Below are 16473 nucleotides of genomic sequence, written 5' to 3'. Positions count from 1 at the left end.
ATGAAGCTGGCGATCATGCAACCCTATTTTTTCCCGTATTGCGGCTATTTTCAGCTCATGGCGGCCGTTGATGCTTTCGTGGTGTATGACAACATCAAATACACGAAAAAAGGGTGGATTAACCGTAACCGTATTCAGGTTCGCGGTGCGGAGTCGTTAATCTCGCTGCCGCTAAAAAAAGACTCGGACTTTCTGGATATCAGGGAGCGGCAGCTCTCAGCCACATTTGACCGCAACAAGCTGTGCAATCAGATAATCGGGGCGTATCGCCACGCCCCCTCATTTTCTGCGGTAATGCCGGTTGTTGAGGAGATTATTCAGAACCCGGACGAAAACCTGTTTAATTATCTGTGGCAGGGGCTGAACCGGCTGCGGGACTATTTTGGCTTCTCCTGCGAGCTGATTGTCTCGTCCTCATTACCGGCGAATCACGCGTTAAAGTCTCAGGATCGCGTCATCGATATTTGTCAGGTGATGAACGTCCGTACGTATATTAATCCCCCGGGGGGCATGGCGCTCTATTCCCGGGAGGATTTTGTCGACCGCGGGCTTGAGCTGAAATTTATCCAGCCGCAGCCGTGGCACTACCCGCATTCTGACGCGGCGTTTATTCCGTGGCTGTCGATTATTGACGTCATGATGTTTAACCCTCGCAATGAGGTGGTTCGTCGCCTCCAGCATGGTTATGAGTTAATTTAATATGTTTACATGGAAAAAATTGGGTAAGGTCTTTACCCCGCAGGAAGTGACCCATCTCCCCTGGCTTAAAGAGTTTGCGCAGGCCCCTGCGACGCTGATCTTTGATGATTTCGTACGCGTCTATTTCTCCTGCCGTCCACCCGCCGATGAACAGGGAAAATATGTCAGCTACTCCGCCTGGGTCGATTTGGCACGTGACGATCTCTTCCACGTGTTGCGCGTCGCCCGCGAACCGATTCTCCCGTTGGGCGGATACGGAGAGTTCGACGAATTTGGAACCTATCCCGTCTCCGTAATGCGCGATAACGATGTGGTAAAAGCCTGGTATGCAGGCTGGACCCGCTGCGAATCGGTGCCGTTTAACGTGGCGATTGGCATGGCGGTGAGCCATGACCAGGGGGAAACCTTTGTTAAAGCGGGCCCGGGACCGGCAATTGGCTACTCACCGGATGAGCCGTTTGTGATGAGTGGGCCAAAAATTCGCAGATTCAATAACCAGTGGCAGCTTTTTTATATCGCCGGGCGCAAATGGAAGTGGGTGGATGGCCGCGCAGAGCCGGTCTACAAGATCCGCATGGCGACCTCTGACGATGGCATCAACTGGACGAAGCTGAATAAAGATCTGATCCCCAGCCGTATCGAAGAGGACGAGGCGCAGGCCAGCCCGGATGTCTTTTACGCCAACGGCAAATACCATATGTTCTTTTGCTACCGCTACAGCGCCCATTATCGCGGAAAGCAGAACGGTTACCGCATCGGCTACGCGTGGAGTCTGGATATGATCACGTGGCATCGGGATGACAGTAAAGCTGGCATTGATGTGTCTGCCTCCGGGTGGGATGCCGAGATGATCAGCTACCCCCACGTATTTGAACTGGATGGCACTATTTACATGGCTTATCTGGGGGATCAGGTGGGCCGCTATGGCTTTGGCCTGGCACAACTTGAGGGCAAATTATGCTAACCCTGAACTGGCGTAAGCACGGACTAATCTATTCGCCGTCACAGTTTCCCCCACTGGCAAATGGGGTAGGGTTTGCCCAGTCTCCGCAAGCGCTGGTGTTTGATGACTTTGTCCGTATCTACTTCTCCACGCGTGAGCAAGAAAAGCACTCAGCAAAGTTCATCAGCCGCGTCTGCTATGTGGATATGGATAAATCTCTGCGGGAGGTGCTTCGCATCAGTCCCGAGCCGGTGCTTGCTCCTGCTGAACTGGGCACATTCGACGAGCACGGTATCTTCCCCTGCAACGTTTTGCGTCACGACGGCAAAATCATGGCATGGACAACCGGGTGGAACCGTCGCGTTTCGGTCTCGGTTGATACGGCTATTGGTCTGGCAGTAAGCACAGACAATGGCGAACACTTCACCCGTGTCGGAACCGGGCCGGTGATGGGCCCCTCATTGCACGAGCCGCACTTAGTGGGGGATGCCTTTGTTATCCATACCCGTGAACGTTTCCACATGTGGTACATCTTTGGCACGGGCTGGAAAAAGCGGACGCCGGAATCGGTGCCGGATCGCATTTATAAAATTGCCCATGCGGAATCAGACGATGGCATCAACTGGCAGCGTGACAGCCAGCAAATCATTCCTTCGGTGCTGGGGGAAGACGAATGCCAGGCGCTGCCGACGGTGATTGAAATCAATGGCCGGTATCATATGGTCTTTTGCTTCCGGGAGTGTTTCGATTTCCGTACTGGGCAGGGGCGCGGTTATCGTCTGGGCTATGCCTGGTCTGATGATTTACACCACTGGCATCGTGATGATAGCCAGATGGCGTCGCTCGCGTCCGTGGATGACTGGGACAGCGAAATGCAGTGCTATCCCCATCTTTTCCGCTGCGATGAAAAAGTCTATTTGCTTTATAACGGTAATGCGTTTGGCAAAGCGGGCTTCGGCCTTGCGGAACTGGTGTTATGAATCGCTGGGTGTTTTGTCAAAACCGCGCCTCTCGGGAGGAGATAGTCGAACATTTTAACCGGTGTGACCCGCTATTTATTGCGTCAATCAGCGAAAGAATAGCGTTACAGGACTATGCCCAAAAAATAGTGGCGCGGGCATGGCGAAGCGAAGCCTGGCAAAACAACACCCTCAGAGGACTGGTGGCTGCCTATTATAACGCGCAGTGTCAGCAGGGATTTATTACGAATGTTTCCGTTTTGCCGGACGCTCAGCATTGCGGCATGGGTAGTCAGCTGTTAATTCAAAGCATTGCACATTTACACTCCCAGGGTGTGACTGAAATTAATCTTGAAGTCGATAAGAATAACGTGTCGGCACAACGTTTATATCTAAAGCATGGTTTTACCTTTGGAATAGCAAACGGTTCAAAGATAACCATGACTTTACAGAGAGAGAAAACAACATGACCCTTCGTGATTACAATCTGGAAATCAAGGATACTGCCGATCATCAGTACGCCTATAACTTTGATTTTGATGTGATGCACCCTTTTATGATTCGTGCGTTCACACCGTTCTTTAAGCCGGGTAATTTACTTGAACTGGGTAGTTTTAAAGGTGATTTCACCGCACGCCTGGCTGAAAAATTTAACGCCATCACCTGCGTGGAAGCTTCCGAAGAGGCGATGACCATCGCCCGTGAGCGCCTGGGAAAAAATGTCTCGTTTGTCCATTCCCGCTTTGAGGATGTTCAACTTCCTGAGCGTTATGACAATATTGTTCTCACCCATGTGCTGGAGCATATTGACGATCCCGTTAACCTCTTAAAACGCATTAATGATGAATGGCTAACGGATGACGGACACCTTTTTCTGGTGTGTCCCAATGCGCATGCCGCTTCCCGACAGATTGCGGTCAAAATGGGATTAATCTCGCATAATAGTGCGGTGACGGAGGCCGAGTTTCTCCATGGCCATCGTTGCACTTATTCTCTGGATACGCTTGAGAGAGATGCCCGTCTTGCCGGACTGAATGTGGTTTATCGCACAGGTATTTTTTTCAAAGCGCTGGCTAATTTCCAGTGGGATAAACTTTTACAAACGGATATCATCTCGACGCAATATCTTGAGGGCTGCTACGAGTTAGGCCATCAATACCCTGATTTATGTTCAAGCATATTCTTGCTGTGTAAAAAAGGCTGACGTTATTCCTGCTGCAGGATGCATGTTATCCCGACATGCATCGGTAACCCCCAAATAACCCCTTATTTTACCCACTATTCATCCAATTGAACGCCCTGCAGAATCGGATAATCATGCCGATAACTCAACTAACGCAGGGCTGTTTATCGTGAATTCACTCTATACCGCTGAAGGTGTAATGGATAAACACTCGCTGTGGCAGCGTTATGTCCCGCTGGTGCGTCACGAAGCATTGCGCCTCCAGGTGCGTTTGCCGGCGAGCGTGGAACTGGACGATCTGCTACAGGCGGGCGGTATCGGGTTATTGAATGCAGTTGACCGATACGACGCTCTGCAAGGAACGGCATTTACCACTTACGCAGTTCAGCGTATTCGTGGTGCGATGCTGGACGAGCTGCGCAGCCGGGACTGGGTGCCGCGCAGTGTTCGCCGCAACGCGCGCGAAGTGGCGCATGCGATGGGGCAGCTGGAACAGGAACTGGGACGCAACGCGACGGAAACGGAAGTGGCGGAACGGCTTGGTATTCCTGTTGAAGAGTATCGTCAGATGTTGCTCGATACCAATAATAGCCAACTCTTCTCTTATGACGAGTGGCGCGAAGAGCATGGCGATAGCATCGAGCTGGTGACGGATGAGCATCAGCAAGAAAACCCGTTACACCATTTAATGGAAGGTAATTTACGCCAGCGCGTGATGGAAGCCATTGAAGCTTTGCCAGAGCGCGAACAGCTGGTGTTAACCCTCTATTATCAGGAAGAGCTTAATCTCAAAGAGATTGGCGCTGTTCTGGAAGTGGGAGAGTCGCGGGTAAGCCAGCTGCACAGCCAGGCCATCAAACGCTTACGAACCAAGCTGGGTAAGTTATAGGTGATTGATTCACCTGAAAAATGCCGCACAACGTATTGACAACCAGGAGTTATCATGACGGTGCAGCAATCTAAAAGACGGCCTTTAAGCCGCTACCTGAAAGACTTTAAACACAGCCAGACGCATTGCGCCCACTGTAACAAGTTACTCGATCGTATCACGCTGGTTCGTCGTGGCGAAATCGTCAATAAAATTGCGATTTCTCGTCTCGACACGTTGATGGACGAAGCCGCGTGGCTCGAAGAGCAGAAAGAGTGGGTGGCGCTTTGCCGTTTCTGTGGCGATCTCCACTGCAAAGAGCAAAGCGACTTCTTCGATATTATCGGTTTCAAACAGTTCCTGTTTGAACAGACCGAGATGAGTCACGGGACCGTTCGCGAATACGTGGTTCGCCTGCGTCGCCTGGGACAGCATCTGACCGTGAATAACATTTCCCGCGATCTGCTCAAGACCGGCTATCTGGATGAAAACCTGGAGCCGTGGCTGCCTGCGACCAGTACTAATAACTACCGTATTGCGCTGCGCAAGTACGCACAATATAAGGTCCAAATGCCGGCGGCGGTAAAGCAGAAAGCCCACGCCGGGACAACTTCTGATATATATTAAAAAAGAATAAGATGTAGCGCAGTCGCCTTTGACCTTGCAGGCGATTTCTCTACACTACACAAAAATTCCACTATATCGGGGTACTTATGAAATTAGCACTTCTGGGTCGTCAGGCGCTGATGGGCGTTATGGCCGTTGCGCTGGTCGCGGGAATGAGCGTGAAAACCTTCGCCGCAGAGAACCTGCTTAACAAAGTGAAAGAGCGCGGTACGCTGTTGGTCGGGCTGGAAGGAACCTATCCTCCGTTCAGCTTCCAGGGTGATGACGGTAAACTGACCGGTTTCGAAGTGGAATTTGCGGAAGAACTGGCGAAACACCTTGGGGTGAAAGCGTCCCTGAAACCGACCAAATGGGACGGTATGCTGGCGTCGCTGGATTCCAAACGTATTGATGTGGTGATTAACCAGGTGACCATTTCTGACGAGCGTAAGAAGAAGTATGACTTCTCCACGCCGTACACCGTGTCCGGTATCCAGGCGCTGGTGAAGAAAGGCAACGAAGGCTCAATCAAAACGGCCGCGGATCTGAAAGGTAAAAAAGTCGGTGTCGGTCTGGGAACCAACTACGAAGAGTGGCTGCGCCAGAACGTTCAGGGTGTGGATATCCGCACCTATGATGATGACCCGACAAAATACCAGGATCTCCGCGTTGGCCGTATCGATGCTATCCTGGTTGACCGTCTGGCGGCGCTGGATCTGGTGAAGAAAACCAACAATACCCTGGCGGTCGCCGGTGATGCGTTCTCTCGTCAGGAATCCGGGGTTGCTGTCCGTAAAGGTAACAAAGACCTGGTCAAGGCGATCGACTCCGCCATTGCGGATATGCAAAAAGACGGCAGCCTGAAAGCACTTTCTGAGAAGTGGTTTGGGGCAGACGTCACCAAATAAGTCTTTGACGTTAAAAAAAGGCGCTTTTAAAAGCGCCTTTTTTATTTCTTACGCGTCTGCGTGCATAATGAAAAATATCACATTTTGTCTGAGTTACCGGAGAACCCATGTCACTACAGAATTTAACGCGCTTTCCCCGCCTGGAGTTTATCGGCGCGCCGACGCCGCTGGAGTATCTGCCGCGATTTTCTGACTATTTAGGACGCGATATTTTTATTAAGCGTGATGACGTGACGCCAATGGCGATGGGGGGCAATAAGCTGCGCAAACTGGAGTTTCTGGCGGCTGACGCGCTGCGTGAAGGGGCGGATACGCTCGTCACCGCAGGGGCGATTCAGTCCAACCACGTTCGCCAGACGGCGGCGGTGGCGGCAAAACTTGGGCTGCACTGCGTGGCGTTGCTGGAAAACCCAATCGGTACACGGGCAGAGAACTACCTGACCAACGGTAACCGTCTGCTGTTGGATCTCTTTAACGTGCAGGTTGAAATGGTCGATGCGTTGACCGACCCGACCGCACAGCTCGATGAGCTGGCCACACGCCTTGAAGCACAGGGCTTTCGTCCGTATGTCATTCCGGTGGGCGGCTCGAATGCGCTGGGTGCGCTGGGGTATGTGGAAAGCGCGCTGGAGATTGCTCAGCAGTGCGAAGGGGCGGTGAGCCTCTCGTCAGTGGTGGTTGCCTCTGGCAGTGCGGGCACGCACGCGGGGCTGGCCGTCGGGCTGGAGCACCTGCTGCCGGACGTTGAGCTGATTGGTGTGACGGTATCGCGCAGCGTTGCGGATCAAAAACCCAAAGTGGTGAGCTTGCAGCAGGCGGTGGCAGACCAGCTCGAGCTGAAGGCAAAGGCCGATATTCTGCTCTGGGACGACTATTTTGCGCCGGGTTACGGTACGCCGAACGAAGAGGGAATGGAAGCGGTTAAACTGCTGGCGCGCCTTGAGGGCATACTGCTGGATCCGGTCTATACGGGCAAAGCGATGGCCGGGCTTATTGATGGCATTGCGCAGAAACGCTTTAAGGATGAAGGGCCGATTTTATTTGTGCACACCGGCGGCGCGCCCGCGCTGTTTGCCTATCATCCTAATGTCTAAAAATCAGGTCGAAAAATAATAATGCAAGAAAGTATTCAACTGGTTATCGATTCGCTGCCGTTCCTGCTGAAAGGCGCGGTGTTCACCTTACAGCTCAGTATTGGTGGCATGTTCTTCGGCCTGGTCCTCGGGTTTGTGCTGGCCTTAATGCGTATGTCGCCCGTCTGGCCGGTGCGCTGGCTGGCTCGCTTTTATATCTCTGTGTTTCGCGGTACGCCGCTTATCGCGCAGCTCTTTATGATCTACTACGGTTTACCACAGTTCGGGATTGAACTGGACCCGATCCCGGCAGCGATGATTGGCCTGTCGCTTAATACGGCGGCGTATACCTCGGAAACCCTGCGTGCGGCAATTTCGTCGATTGATAAAGGGCAGTGGGAAGCCGCAGCCAGTATCGGTATGACACCGTGGCAAACCTTGCGCCGGGCCATTCTGCCGCAGGCGGCGCGGGTGGCGTTGCCGCCGCTCAGCAACAGCTTTATCAGCCTGGTGAAAGACACCTCGCTGGCGGCGACGATTCAGGTGCCGGAGTTGTTCCGTCAGGCGCAGCTTATCACCTCGCGCACGCTTGAAGTGTTTACCATGTATCTTGCTGCCTCGCTGATCTACTGGGTGATGGCGACGGTGCTGTCTGCCCTGCAAAACTATTTTGAAAACCAGCTTAACCGCCAGGAGCGTGATCCAAAATGAGTGCTATCGACGTTAAAAACCTGGTGAAGAAATTCCACGGGCAAACGGTGCTCCACGGGATCGATCTGGAGGTGGAGCAGGGTGAAGTGGTGGCGATTATCGGCCCGAGCGGCTCAGGAAAAACCACGCTGCTGCGCAGCATTAACCTGCTTGAACAGCCGGAGGGAGGCACCATTCGGGTTGGGGAGATCACCATTGATACCGGTAAATCCATCAGCCAGCAAAAAGGCCTGATCCGCCAGCTGCGCCAGCACGTGGGGTTTGTTTTCCAGAGCTTCAATCTGTTCCCTCACCGGACGGTGCTGGAGAACATTATTGAAGGTCCGGTGATTGTGAAAGGTGAACCAAAAGAGGAAGCCACGGCACGCGCGCGTGAACTGCTTGCCAAAGTGGGGCTGGCAGGGAAAGAGACCAGCTATCCGCGTCGTCTTTCGGGCGGGCAACAGCAGCGTGTGGCGATAGCCCGCGCGCTGGCAATGCGCCCGGATGTGATCCTCTTTGACGAACCCACTTCTGCGCTCGATCCTGAGCTGGTGGGCGAGGTGCTTAACACTATTCGTCAGCTGGCACAGGAAAAACGCACCATGGTCATTGTGACTCACGAAATGAGCTTTGCCCGTGACGTCGCCGACCGGGCTATTTTCATGGATCAAGGACGGATTGTGGAGCAGGGGCCGGCAAAAAGTTTATTTGCCAACCCGCAGCAGCCGCGAACCCGTCAATTCCTTGAAAAATTCCTTATGCAGTAGCATTTTTGCACGCATTTGCTCCAGATTTTTCTTCTGGAGCAAATTATTCTCTCGCGGTTTCGTCTGCCATGTTTTTTTATTCCGCTCAGTACAGATAAACCTTATCAAAACTAAAGTTAATTGTGCTATTGCCGATATTTTGTGGTTAGAAATAAGTTTTATGTGTTAGGTTATATTCACCTTAATAATGAATATCATTTCAGAGGCTTCATTTAGTAAGTATGAAGGATTCAGACTTTTTCTCCTGGCGACAGGATTGCTTCCTCCGGTTTCAGGCACTGACCTGTGCCAGTGAGGTATATCAGGAACTGCAGCGACAAACTCAGGCGCTCGAATTTGATTATTACGCACTCTGTGTGCGCCATCCTGTGCCATTTACGCGCCCCAGGATATCTGTGCACGCCACGTATCCACAACAGTGGATGGCGCAATATCAGTCAGAGAATTATTTCGCCATTGATCCGGTGCTCAAACCAGAGAATTTCATTCAGGGCCATTTACCCTGGACGGATGAATTATTCGCGGACGCTGAGGCATTATGGAATGGCGCACGCGACCATGGCTTGCGTAAGGGAATAACACAGTGCCTGATGCTGCCAAATCACGCGCTCGGTTTCCTGTCCGTTTCGTGTACCAGCGTTCAGGCGGGCGCGGTCACCAGCGAAGAATTAGAGCTGCGGTTGCAGATGCTGCTGCAAATGGCGTTAACCAGCCTGCTGCGTTTTGAAGATGAGATGGTGATGCCACCCGAAATGAAATTCAGCAAACGTGAGCGGGAAATTCTGAAATGGACTGCGGAAGGGAAGACATCAGCGGAAATAGCGATCATTCTCTCTATCTCGGAGAATACCGTTAACTTCCATCAGAAGAATATGCAGAAGAAATTCAACGCGCCAAACAAGACGCAGATTGCGTGTTACGCGGCGGCAACAGGGTTAATCTGAGCAGAGAGAACGTTCTGCGTGCCAGACGAGATAACGGCTGAATGCAACACATTCAGCCGTTTTTTTTACTGACGGTAGGCTTGTTTAATTTGCTTAACGGTATTGGCAAATACCGCTGACTCAGCCTGGTTTTCCATCTGCGCGATTTGCTTTTCCATTTTAATGATCACACGTCCGGCGTCAGCCTGACCCATTGCCTGTAACATCAGCGTCAGCAGGGCTTTCAGGCAGTTGACTTCCTGGGCCAGTTCCTGGCTATTCTCCGCAGTTGCAAATTCAGGTGTGCTCATTTATTTTCCTCGTTATAAAACAGCGCTCGCGCGCGATGATGCAAGTCAAGGCGGCGGAGTATACCACAAGCTGTTCCAAAAAATGCAGCGGTTGTTTTTCATACTTTTCCGCAGGGTGTTTATTGGCATAAACACCGCGTGCCAGTAAACTGTACAGGGTCGAAGATTATTAATTGTTTATGGCCGGTTCGCTTGCCGTTAATTATTGTTACAAAAATTTGAGAACTGTTTTTTTGACCGTGACGGGGCAGCGATTTTTGTAACTTTTTGAATACAGATGCTTAAAAAAAGCCGTACAAGCGCTCACCGCGCGGGCTTTCTTTCCAGCATCTGTACAGGCTAATTTCCAAAAACGCGAGCGAAATCGAATAGCCGGTTTTTTAACGTTTTAATCTTGTGAGGAAAAACGTTAATATAAAGCCAATTATCACTCAGTAGCGTTATCCCTATTCTGGAGACATTCCCTTTGATCAACGTCCTTCTTGTTGATGACCACGAACTGGTGCGCGCAGGGATACGACGCATTCTTGAAGATATAAAAGGTATTAAAGTTGCCGGTGAGGCGTGCTGTGGCGAAGATGCCGTTAAATGGTGCCGCACCAATTCAGCCGATGTGGTGCTGATGGATATGAACATGCCCGGTATCGGTGGGCTTGAAGCAACACGCAAAATCGCGCGTACCTTTGTTGACACAAAAGTCATCATGCTGACCGTACATACCGAAAACCCGCTTCCTGCGAAGGTGATGCAGGCAGGGGCGGCAGGTTACCTCAGTAAAGGCGCCGCGCCGCAGGAAGTGGTGAATGCGATTCGTTCCGTCTTTGCCGGCCAGCGTTACATTGCTTCCGATATTGCGCAACAAATGGCGCTGAGCCAGATTGAGCCGGAGAAAACCGAATCTCCGTTTGCCAGTTTGTCTGAGCGTGAATTGCAGATTATGCTGATGATCACCAAAGGCCAGAAGGTAAATGAGATCTCGGAGCAACTGAATCTCAGCCCGAAAACGGTGAACAGCTATCGTTATCGGATGTTCAGTAAACTGAACATCCACGGTGATGTTGAACTGACTCATCTTGCCATCCGTCATGGTCTGTGTAATGCGGAGACGTTATTAAGTCAGTGAGTGATGTATTTGATTCAAAAGCATTTCTGAAAACCGTGACCAGCCAGCCTGGCGTTTATCGCATGTATGACGCTGGCGGTACGGTTATCTACGTGGGGAAGGCGAAAGATCTCAAGAAACGCCTCTCCAGCTATTTTCGCAGCAACCTAGCCTCCCGTAAGACTGAAGCGCTGGTCGCGCTCATCCAGAATATTGATGTCACCGTCACCCATACGGAGACAGAAGCACTCCTGCTTGAGCACAACTATATTAAGCTCTATCAGCCGCGCTATAACGTTCTGCTCCGGGATGATAAATCCTACCCGTTTATTTTTCTGAGCGGCGATACCCATCCCCGGCTCGCGATGCACCGTGGTGCGAAACATGCGAAGGGTGAATACTTTGGGCCGTTTCCTAACGGCTATGCCGTGCGTGAGACGCTGGCGCTGCTGCAAAAAATCTTTCCTGTTCGTCAGTGCGAAAACAGTGTCTACCGTAACCGCTCGCGTCCGTGCCTGCAGTACCAGATTGGCCGCTGCCTGGGGCCCTGCGTCGCCGGGCTGGTGAGTGAAGAAGAGTACGCGCAGCAGGTTGAGTACGTGCGCCTGTTTTTAGCCGGTAAAGACGATCAGGTCCTGACCCAACTGATTGCCCGTATGGAGAAAGCCAGCGCCGCGCTGGAGTTTGAAGAGGCCGCGCGCATACGTGACCAGATTCAGGCGGTGCGCCGGGTGACGGAGAAACAGTTTGTTTCGAACACCGGTGACGATCTCGACGTGATCGGCGTTGCCTTTGATGCCGGTCTGGCCTGTGTGCATGTGCTGTTTATTCGTCAGGGCAAAGTGCTCGGCAGCCGCAGCTATTTCCCTAAAGTACCAGGCGGTACGGAGCTGGGTGAAGTGGTTGAAACTTTTGTCGGCCAGTTTTATCTGCAGGGGAGCCAGATGCGTACGCTGCCGTCGGAGATCCTGCTTGATTTTAACCTTGCCGATAAAACCCTGCTGGCCGATTCTTTATCCGAGCTGGCGGGACGCCGGGTGAATGTCCAGACCAAACCGCGCGGCGACCGTGCGCGTTATCTGAAGCTGGCGCGTACCAATGCCGCGACAGCGCTCAGCACCAAACTTTCCCAGCAGTCGACGGTGAGCCAGCGTTTAACGGCTCTGGCGACGCTTCTGAAATTGCCGGAAGTGAAACGCATGGAGTGTTTCGACATCAGCCATACCATGGGGGAGCAGACCGTTGCTTCCTGCGTGGTGTTCGATGCGAACGGTCCGCTGCGTGCTGAGTATCGTCGCTACAACATCACCGGCATCACCCCGGGGGATGACTATGCGGCAATGAATCAGGTGCTGCGTCGTCGCTATGGTAAAGCCATTGAAGAGAGCAAGATCCCGGATGTGATCCTGATTGACGGCGGGAAAGGGCAACTCGGCCAGGCGAAGGCGGTCTTTGAATCCCTGGATGTCAGCTGGGATAAAAACCATCCCCTGCTGTTGGGGGTGGCAAAAGGGGCCGATCGTAAAGCCGGGCTGGAGACGTTGTTCTTCGAGCCGGAAGGTGAAGGCTTTAGCCTGCCGCCGGATTCCCCGGCGCTGCATGTTATTCAGCATATTCGCGATGAGTCACACGATCACGCCATTAGCGGTCACCGTAAAAAACGGGCGAAGGTGAAAAACACCAGCACGCTGGAGACCATTGAAGGCGTTGGGCCAAAACGTCGCCAGATGCTGCTGAAGTATATGGGCGGATTGCAAGGATTACTCAACGCCAGCATGGAGGAAATTGCAAAAGTGCCGGGTATTTCGCAAGGGCTGGCAGAAAAGATCTACTACTCGTTGAAACATTGAGGGCTCTGTAGCAACATAGAGCTAAATTTTACTGACAACAAATAGTTACCGTCATTATGCAATATAACATCCCTACGTTGCTCACTCTCTTTCGCGTCGTGCTTATCCCGTTCTTTGTACTCGCGTTTTATCTGCCGTTTGTCTGGGCCCCTTTTGCCTGTGCGCTGATTTTCCTGGTTGCCGCGGTCACCGACTGGTTTGATGGTTATCTGGCGCGCCGCTGGAACCAAAGCACCCGTTTTGGTGCTTTCCTCGATCCGGTGGCCGATAAAGTGATGGTGGCTATTGCCATGGTGCTGGTGGCTGAACATTACCACACCTGGTGGGTGACACTGCCAGCCGCCACCATGATTGGACGCGAGATCATCATCTCTGCACTGCGTGAATGGATGGCTGAACTGGGTAAACGCAGCAGCGTGGCGGTATCCTGGATCGGTAAAGTGAAAACCACCGCGCAAATGGCGGCGCTGGTCTGGATGCTGTGGCGTCCGAACGCCTGGGTAGAGTGGGCGGGAATCGGCCTGCTGTGGGTTGCCGCGGTGCTGACCCTGTGGTCAATGCTGCAATATTTGAACGCGGCGCGCGGAGATTTGCTTGAACAGTGATCGTTTCGCCGTAATTTTCAGCAAACGATCCGGGGATGCAAAAAATAACGTTGACTCATCACGTCATATCAGTAGAATGCAACGCATCGAACGGCGGCACAGTTAGCCGGACGATAATGAAATCAAGTGGTTAGCAGTTAACTTGATGACATGCGGGAATAGCTCAGTTGGTAGAGCACGACCTTGCCAAGGTCGGGGTCGCGAGTTCGAGTCTCGTTTCCCGCTCCAGATTAAAGACATGCGCAATAGCGGGTGTCAGTTTAAAAAGTTTAACGGCGCGTTAGCAAAGCGGTTATGTAGCGGATTGCAAATCCGTCTAGTCCGGTTCGACTCCGGAACGCGCCTCCACTTTCTTCCCGAGCCCGGATGGTGGAATCGGTAGACACAAGGGATTTAAAATCCCTCGGCGTTCGCGCTGTGTGGGTTCAAGTCCCACTCCGGGTACCATGGGAAAGTAAAGAATAATCAAAGCAATAAGCAGTGTCGTGAAACCACCTACGGGTGGTTTTTTTGTGCATGCAATTCACGCCCTGTGCATATCCTGTGCTCACGGGGTGCAATGAGCTGCAATCTACAGCCTGGCAATGCCGAATTGAACGTGTCGCCTCCTGCATAGAGAACCAGGCCGCTTTGCCTGTTTTCCGGTACTCTTCCGGGAAGGGGGGCCTGCTGAGCAAACTGTAATGCTCTAGCCACCCTGAGTACAAAGTTGCTTAATTCGTGCAATCACCTCATCTCTGTACTTCTGGTGTCCGCGCATAGCCCTTGGATGGGCAATTCTGAAACAGATTGCATTACCTGTTTTGAACTCCCATAGCTTCCCCGGAATGACTGCAGAAGTCTCATAGCCGCCCAGCTCAGTAAGCACCTGTTTTATGATGTAGTCTGTTCTCCGGGCTCCAGATGCAAAGATGATGAAATCAGGCTCAAGGTGTTTAATTTGTACCGCCAGTAGCTTCAGCGAGGCTAATATGACTTCCTGCACTTCATTTTGAGGGCGATTGAGAGGGGTCAGTCCGTCGTAATCCCACGCCAGTAGATTGGCATACACGATTGCCTGGGGAGGAATATTAAGCTCCCGGGCCAGCCTGAAATGATATTGCGTGAAGCGGCTACGCGATTTGAGGTTGGTGGTGCCATCACTTTGTACCGGAAGATGTTTCCTGTAACGATCTACAGCTTCTTCAACCACCTGCGCGATGGTGACGTCAGGTATAAGTCCCAGTATCCGTGATATCGTATTCTTACCATTCAGCGTATTCCAGCCTGCGGTTTCACGTCCAACCAGCATGATTTTTATCGGTGAGTGCCAGTATTCTTCAAACGGCACGGGTAAAAAGACGCCTGAGTATTTATCTTCATTCAGGTTAAATGACTGGGCGTCAACTTCCTGTAATATCCGTTTGTACGCGTCTAATAGCCTTTCCATTCTTCAATCCTGCCCCGTAATAAAAACACCTTCAGATATATATTATTTTCATGATATCAATCAGATACATGAGGATAAATATGCAAAAATCCTTCCGATTCACCAATTCGTCCATCAAAGCCCTTCCGGCAAACACAGATACCAGATCTACAGAGCTTGAGGTATCTGATACCGAAGTTATTGGCCTCAAATGTCTCTCAGGTCGAACGGGTAACAAACGTTTCCTCCTGCGCTACACATTCCACGGTACCAAAAAAAGTATCAGTATTGGCAGATTCCCTGAAATCGATGTGGGGACAGCCCGTCAGATAGCTCGTCGTCACAAGGAGGCGATTGCACTGGGAAATGACCCTAAAGCAGAACGCGATAATTATCGTGCGATGCCAACACTTAGTGAGTTTTTTCACCAGACCTATGTTCCGTTCATCAAACGCCATAAAAAGTCCTGGGATAAGGATGTTCAGCGTTTCACGCAATACATTGAACCTCGTCTGGGGAAGATACGTTACTGTGACCTTCGGGCCCGGGAGATCCAGCAGGTGCTTTTTGACATGCTTGAGGGCCGTATTCACGGCCAGCAGTATGCACCGTCTACCTGTAACAGGGCACTGGCTATTCTGAAAACTATGGGGCGTTATGCGCTACGACAGGATGTCCTGGAGAAGAATGAAGCCGATAAGATCCCTTTGCTGAAGGAGAATAATCAGCGGACGCGCTTTTTTGACGCTGATGAGATCAGGAGGATCCTCGACGCTGCGGCACGATATCCCAATAAGGCTGCTGGGGGACTGATAGCGATGCTGTTGTTAACCGGTACCCGCAAATCAGAAATGCTTAACGTCATGCACAAACATGTTGATCGAGATAACAGGTCCTTGTTTATTCCTTATACAAAGAATGGTCGCAGCCGGACTGTATATCTTAGCGAAGCCGCATTATCAATTATTGATTCGATCCCACGGGTTGGCAGTAATCCCTATCTGTTCGCCATAAAGGACAATGGAAAACCGATATCTGAACCCCGATGGGCCTATGAAAAAATACTGGCAGAGTGCGGGATAGATAAAAGTGAAGTCTGTTTCCACACCACGCGCCATTCTGTCGCATCATTACTTGTCTCCAGTGGTCAGTACAGTCTGTATGACGTTAAAGCCCAACTGGCGCATGCGAGTATTCAAAGTACGGAGCGCTACGCGAAATTGACACCAGAGCGTATGCGTCAGACCGGGCAGGGCGTAACTGACCTTCTTTTGAACACCGTTACTGCCGGTAACAATGATGATTTTAGCACCCCTTAAACGTGGAGAATGAGTATGCCGTTAAAATGTCCTAAGTGTGGTAGCCGAAACACAGTGACAGAAACTGCCGGAAAGATAGCAGAGGTGACTCGCGATGACCGGTTCCTGACATCGACATCCGGATATATTAGCCCGGACCAATTACCAGAATTGCTTAAAGAAATCATCAGGGCGATACAACGTCTCTTTAGATTCCTTGAACAGCGTGAAAGGAATAATGCGCCAGTGCTGATCTGCAAGGATTGTGGATATTATG

General features: G+C 51.6%; 19 protein-coding genes and 3 tRNA genes. 19 read left to right on the top strand and 3 right to left on the bottom strand.

Features of this window, described 5'->3' with window-relative positions; genetic code table 11:
• From VF709_RS02350 to sdiA, 12 genes are all read left to right on the top strand, one after another.
• A complete protein-coding gene (locus VF709_RS02350) occupies positions 1–699 on the top strand; it encodes a WbqC family protein (RefSeq protein ID WP_048972052.1) in 699 nt (232 codons plus the stop codon).
• Position 700: 1 nt separating this feature from the next.
• Positions 701–1663 (top strand): glycosylase, encoded by a 963-nt coding sequence (locus VF709_RS02345; RefSeq protein ID WP_028028148.1) that lies wholly within the window; start codon positions 701–703, stop codon positions 1661–1663.
• Positions 1657–2622, top strand: coding sequence for a hypothetical protein (locus tag VF709_RS02340; RefSeq protein ID WP_013096015.1), 966 nt, complete (start codon positions 1657–1659; stop codon positions 2620–2622). The genes VF709_RS02345 and VF709_RS02340 overlap by 7 nt, the downstream gene beginning before the upstream one ends.
• Positions 2619–3071 carry a GNAT family N-acetyltransferase gene (locus VF709_RS02335; protein WP_149896309.1) on the top strand — a complete coding sequence of 151 codons (453 nt, stop codon included), beginning with the start codon at positions 2619–2621 and terminating at the stop codon, positions 3069–3071. The genes VF709_RS02340 and VF709_RS02335 overlap by 4 nt, the downstream gene beginning before the upstream one ends.
• Positions 3068–3805: a class I SAM-dependent methyltransferase gene (locus VF709_RS02330; RefSeq protein ID WP_023622419.1), complete on the top strand. Its 738-nt coding sequence runs from the start codon at positions 3068–3070 to the stop codon at positions 3803–3805. Before VF709_RS02335 ends, VF709_RS02330 begins: the two co-directional genes overlap by 4 nt.
• Before the next feature lie 148 nt (positions 3806–3953).
• Complete coding sequence (locus VF709_RS02325) at positions 3954–4673, top strand: RNA polymerase sigma factor FliA (RefSeq protein WP_013096018.1); 720 nt, start codon at positions 3954–3956, stop codon at positions 4671–4673.
• 54 nt (positions 4674–4727) lie between these two features.
• The gene (fliZ, locus tag VF709_RS02320; RefSeq protein ID WP_013096019.1) at positions 4728–5279 is read left to right on the top strand and encodes a flagella biosynthesis regulatory protein FliZ; all 552 of its coding nucleotides are present in this window, start codon (positions 4728–4730) and stop codon (positions 5277–5279) included.
• 86 nt (positions 5280–5365) lie between these two features.
• Positions 5366–6166 (top strand): cystine ABC transporter substrate-binding protein, encoded by an 801-nt coding sequence (tcyJ, locus tag VF709_RS02315; RefSeq protein ID WP_149896310.1) that lies wholly within the window; start codon positions 5366–5368, stop codon positions 6164–6166.
• A gap of 107 nt (positions 6167–6273) precedes the next feature.
• Complete coding sequence (dcyD, locus tag VF709_RS02310) at positions 6274–7260, top strand: D-cysteine desulfhydrase (RefSeq protein ID WP_149896311.1); 987 nt, start codon at positions 6274–6276, stop codon at positions 7258–7260.
• 21 nt (positions 7261–7281) lie between these two features.
• Positions 7282–7950 carry a cystine ABC transporter permease gene (gene tcyL, locus VF709_RS02305; RefSeq protein ID WP_013096022.1) on the top strand — a complete coding sequence of 223 codons (669 nt, stop codon included), beginning with the start codon at positions 7282–7284 and terminating at the stop codon, positions 7948–7950.
• Positions 7947–8699, top strand: a complete 753-nt coding sequence (gene tcyN / locus VF709_RS02300; RefSeq protein WP_013096023.1) for an L-cystine ABC transporter ATP-binding protein TcyN — start codon at positions 7947–7949, stop codon at positions 8697–8699. The genes tcyL and tcyN overlap by 4 nt, the downstream gene beginning before the upstream one ends.
• A gap of 221 nt (positions 8700–8920) precedes the next feature.
• A complete protein-coding gene (gene sdiA / locus VF709_RS02295) occupies positions 8921–9643 on the top strand; it encodes a transcriptional regulator SdiA (protein WP_440230846.1) in 723 nt (240 codons plus the stop codon).
• A gap of 65 nt (positions 9644–9708) precedes the next feature.
• Here sdiA and VF709_RS02290 read toward each other — a convergent pair whose 3' ends face one another.
• Together VF709_RS02290 and VF709_RS02285 are read right to left on the bottom strand one after the other, a co-directional pair.
• The gene (locus tag VF709_RS02290) at positions 9709–9933 is read right to left on the bottom strand and encodes a DUF2594 family protein (protein WP_013096025.1); all 225 of its coding nucleotides are present in this window, start codon (positions 9931–9933) and stop codon (positions 9709–9711) included.
• Complete coding sequence (locus VF709_RS02285; protein ID WP_418250438.1) at positions 9920–10000, bottom strand: hypothetical protein; 81 nt, start codon at positions 9998–10000, stop codon at positions 9920–9922. Before VF709_RS02285 ends, VF709_RS02290 begins: the two co-directional genes overlap by 14 nt.
• A gap of 399 nt (positions 10001–10399) precedes the next feature.
• Here VF709_RS02285 and uvrY point away from each other — a divergent pair, with 399 nt between their 5' ends.
• The 6 genes from uvrY (at position 10400) to VF709_RS02255 (ending at position 13937) form a co-directional block, all read left to right on the top strand.
• Positions 10400–11056 (top strand): UvrY/SirA/GacA family response regulator transcription factor, encoded by a 657-nt coding sequence (gene uvrY / locus VF709_RS02280; RefSeq protein ID WP_013096026.1) that lies wholly within the window; start codon positions 10400–10402, stop codon positions 11054–11056.
• Complete coding sequence (gene uvrC, locus VF709_RS02275) at positions 11053–12885, top strand: excinuclease ABC subunit UvrC (RefSeq protein ID WP_013096027.1); 1833 nt, start codon at positions 11053–11055, stop codon at positions 12883–12885. Before uvrY ends, uvrC begins: the two co-directional genes overlap by 4 nt.
• 56 nt (positions 12886–12941) lie before the next feature.
• Entirely contained in the window at positions 12942–13490 is a 549-nt protein-coding gene (pgsA, locus tag VF709_RS02270; protein WP_013096028.1) for a CDP-diacylglycerol--glycerol-3-phosphate 3-phosphatidyltransferase, read from the top strand.
• 152 nt (positions 13491–13642) lie between these two features.
• Positions 13643–13718: transfer RNA gene (locus VF709_RS02265), tRNA-Gly, on the top strand.
• 46 nt (positions 13719–13764) lie between these two features.
• A tRNA-Cys gene (locus VF709_RS02260) sits at positions 13765–13838 on the top strand.
• 12 nt (positions 13839–13850) lie between these two features.
• Positions 13851–13937, top strand: a tRNA-Leu gene (locus VF709_RS02255).
• A 241-nt stretch (positions 13938–14178) separates the two neighbouring features.
• Here VF709_RS02255 and VF709_RS02250 read toward each other — a convergent pair.
• A complete protein-coding gene (locus VF709_RS02250) occupies positions 14179–14919 on the bottom strand; it encodes a hypothetical protein (RefSeq protein WP_440230845.1) in 741 nt (246 codons plus the stop codon).
• An 80-nt stretch (positions 14920–14999) separates the two neighbouring features.
• On the opposite strand from VF709_RS02250, the gene VF709_RS02245 reads away from it, so the two are divergent.
• Positions 15000–16217 (top strand): site-specific integrase, encoded by a 1218-nt coding sequence (locus VF709_RS02245; protein WP_045418864.1) that lies wholly within the window; start codon positions 15000–15002, stop codon positions 16215–16217.
• Positions 16218–16473: the final 256 nt, after the last annotated feature.

It is taken from the genome of Enterobacter sp. Lyrl_3 (assembly GCF_051948675.1).
In the GTDB taxonomy this organism is placed as follows: Bacteria; Pseudomonadota; Gammaproteobacteria; order Enterobacterales; family Enterobacteriaceae; genus Enterobacter; species Enterobacter cloacae.
The sequence above is the reverse complement of the archived record's forward strand: the minus strand, read 5'-3'. Positions and strand labels throughout refer to the sequence as shown.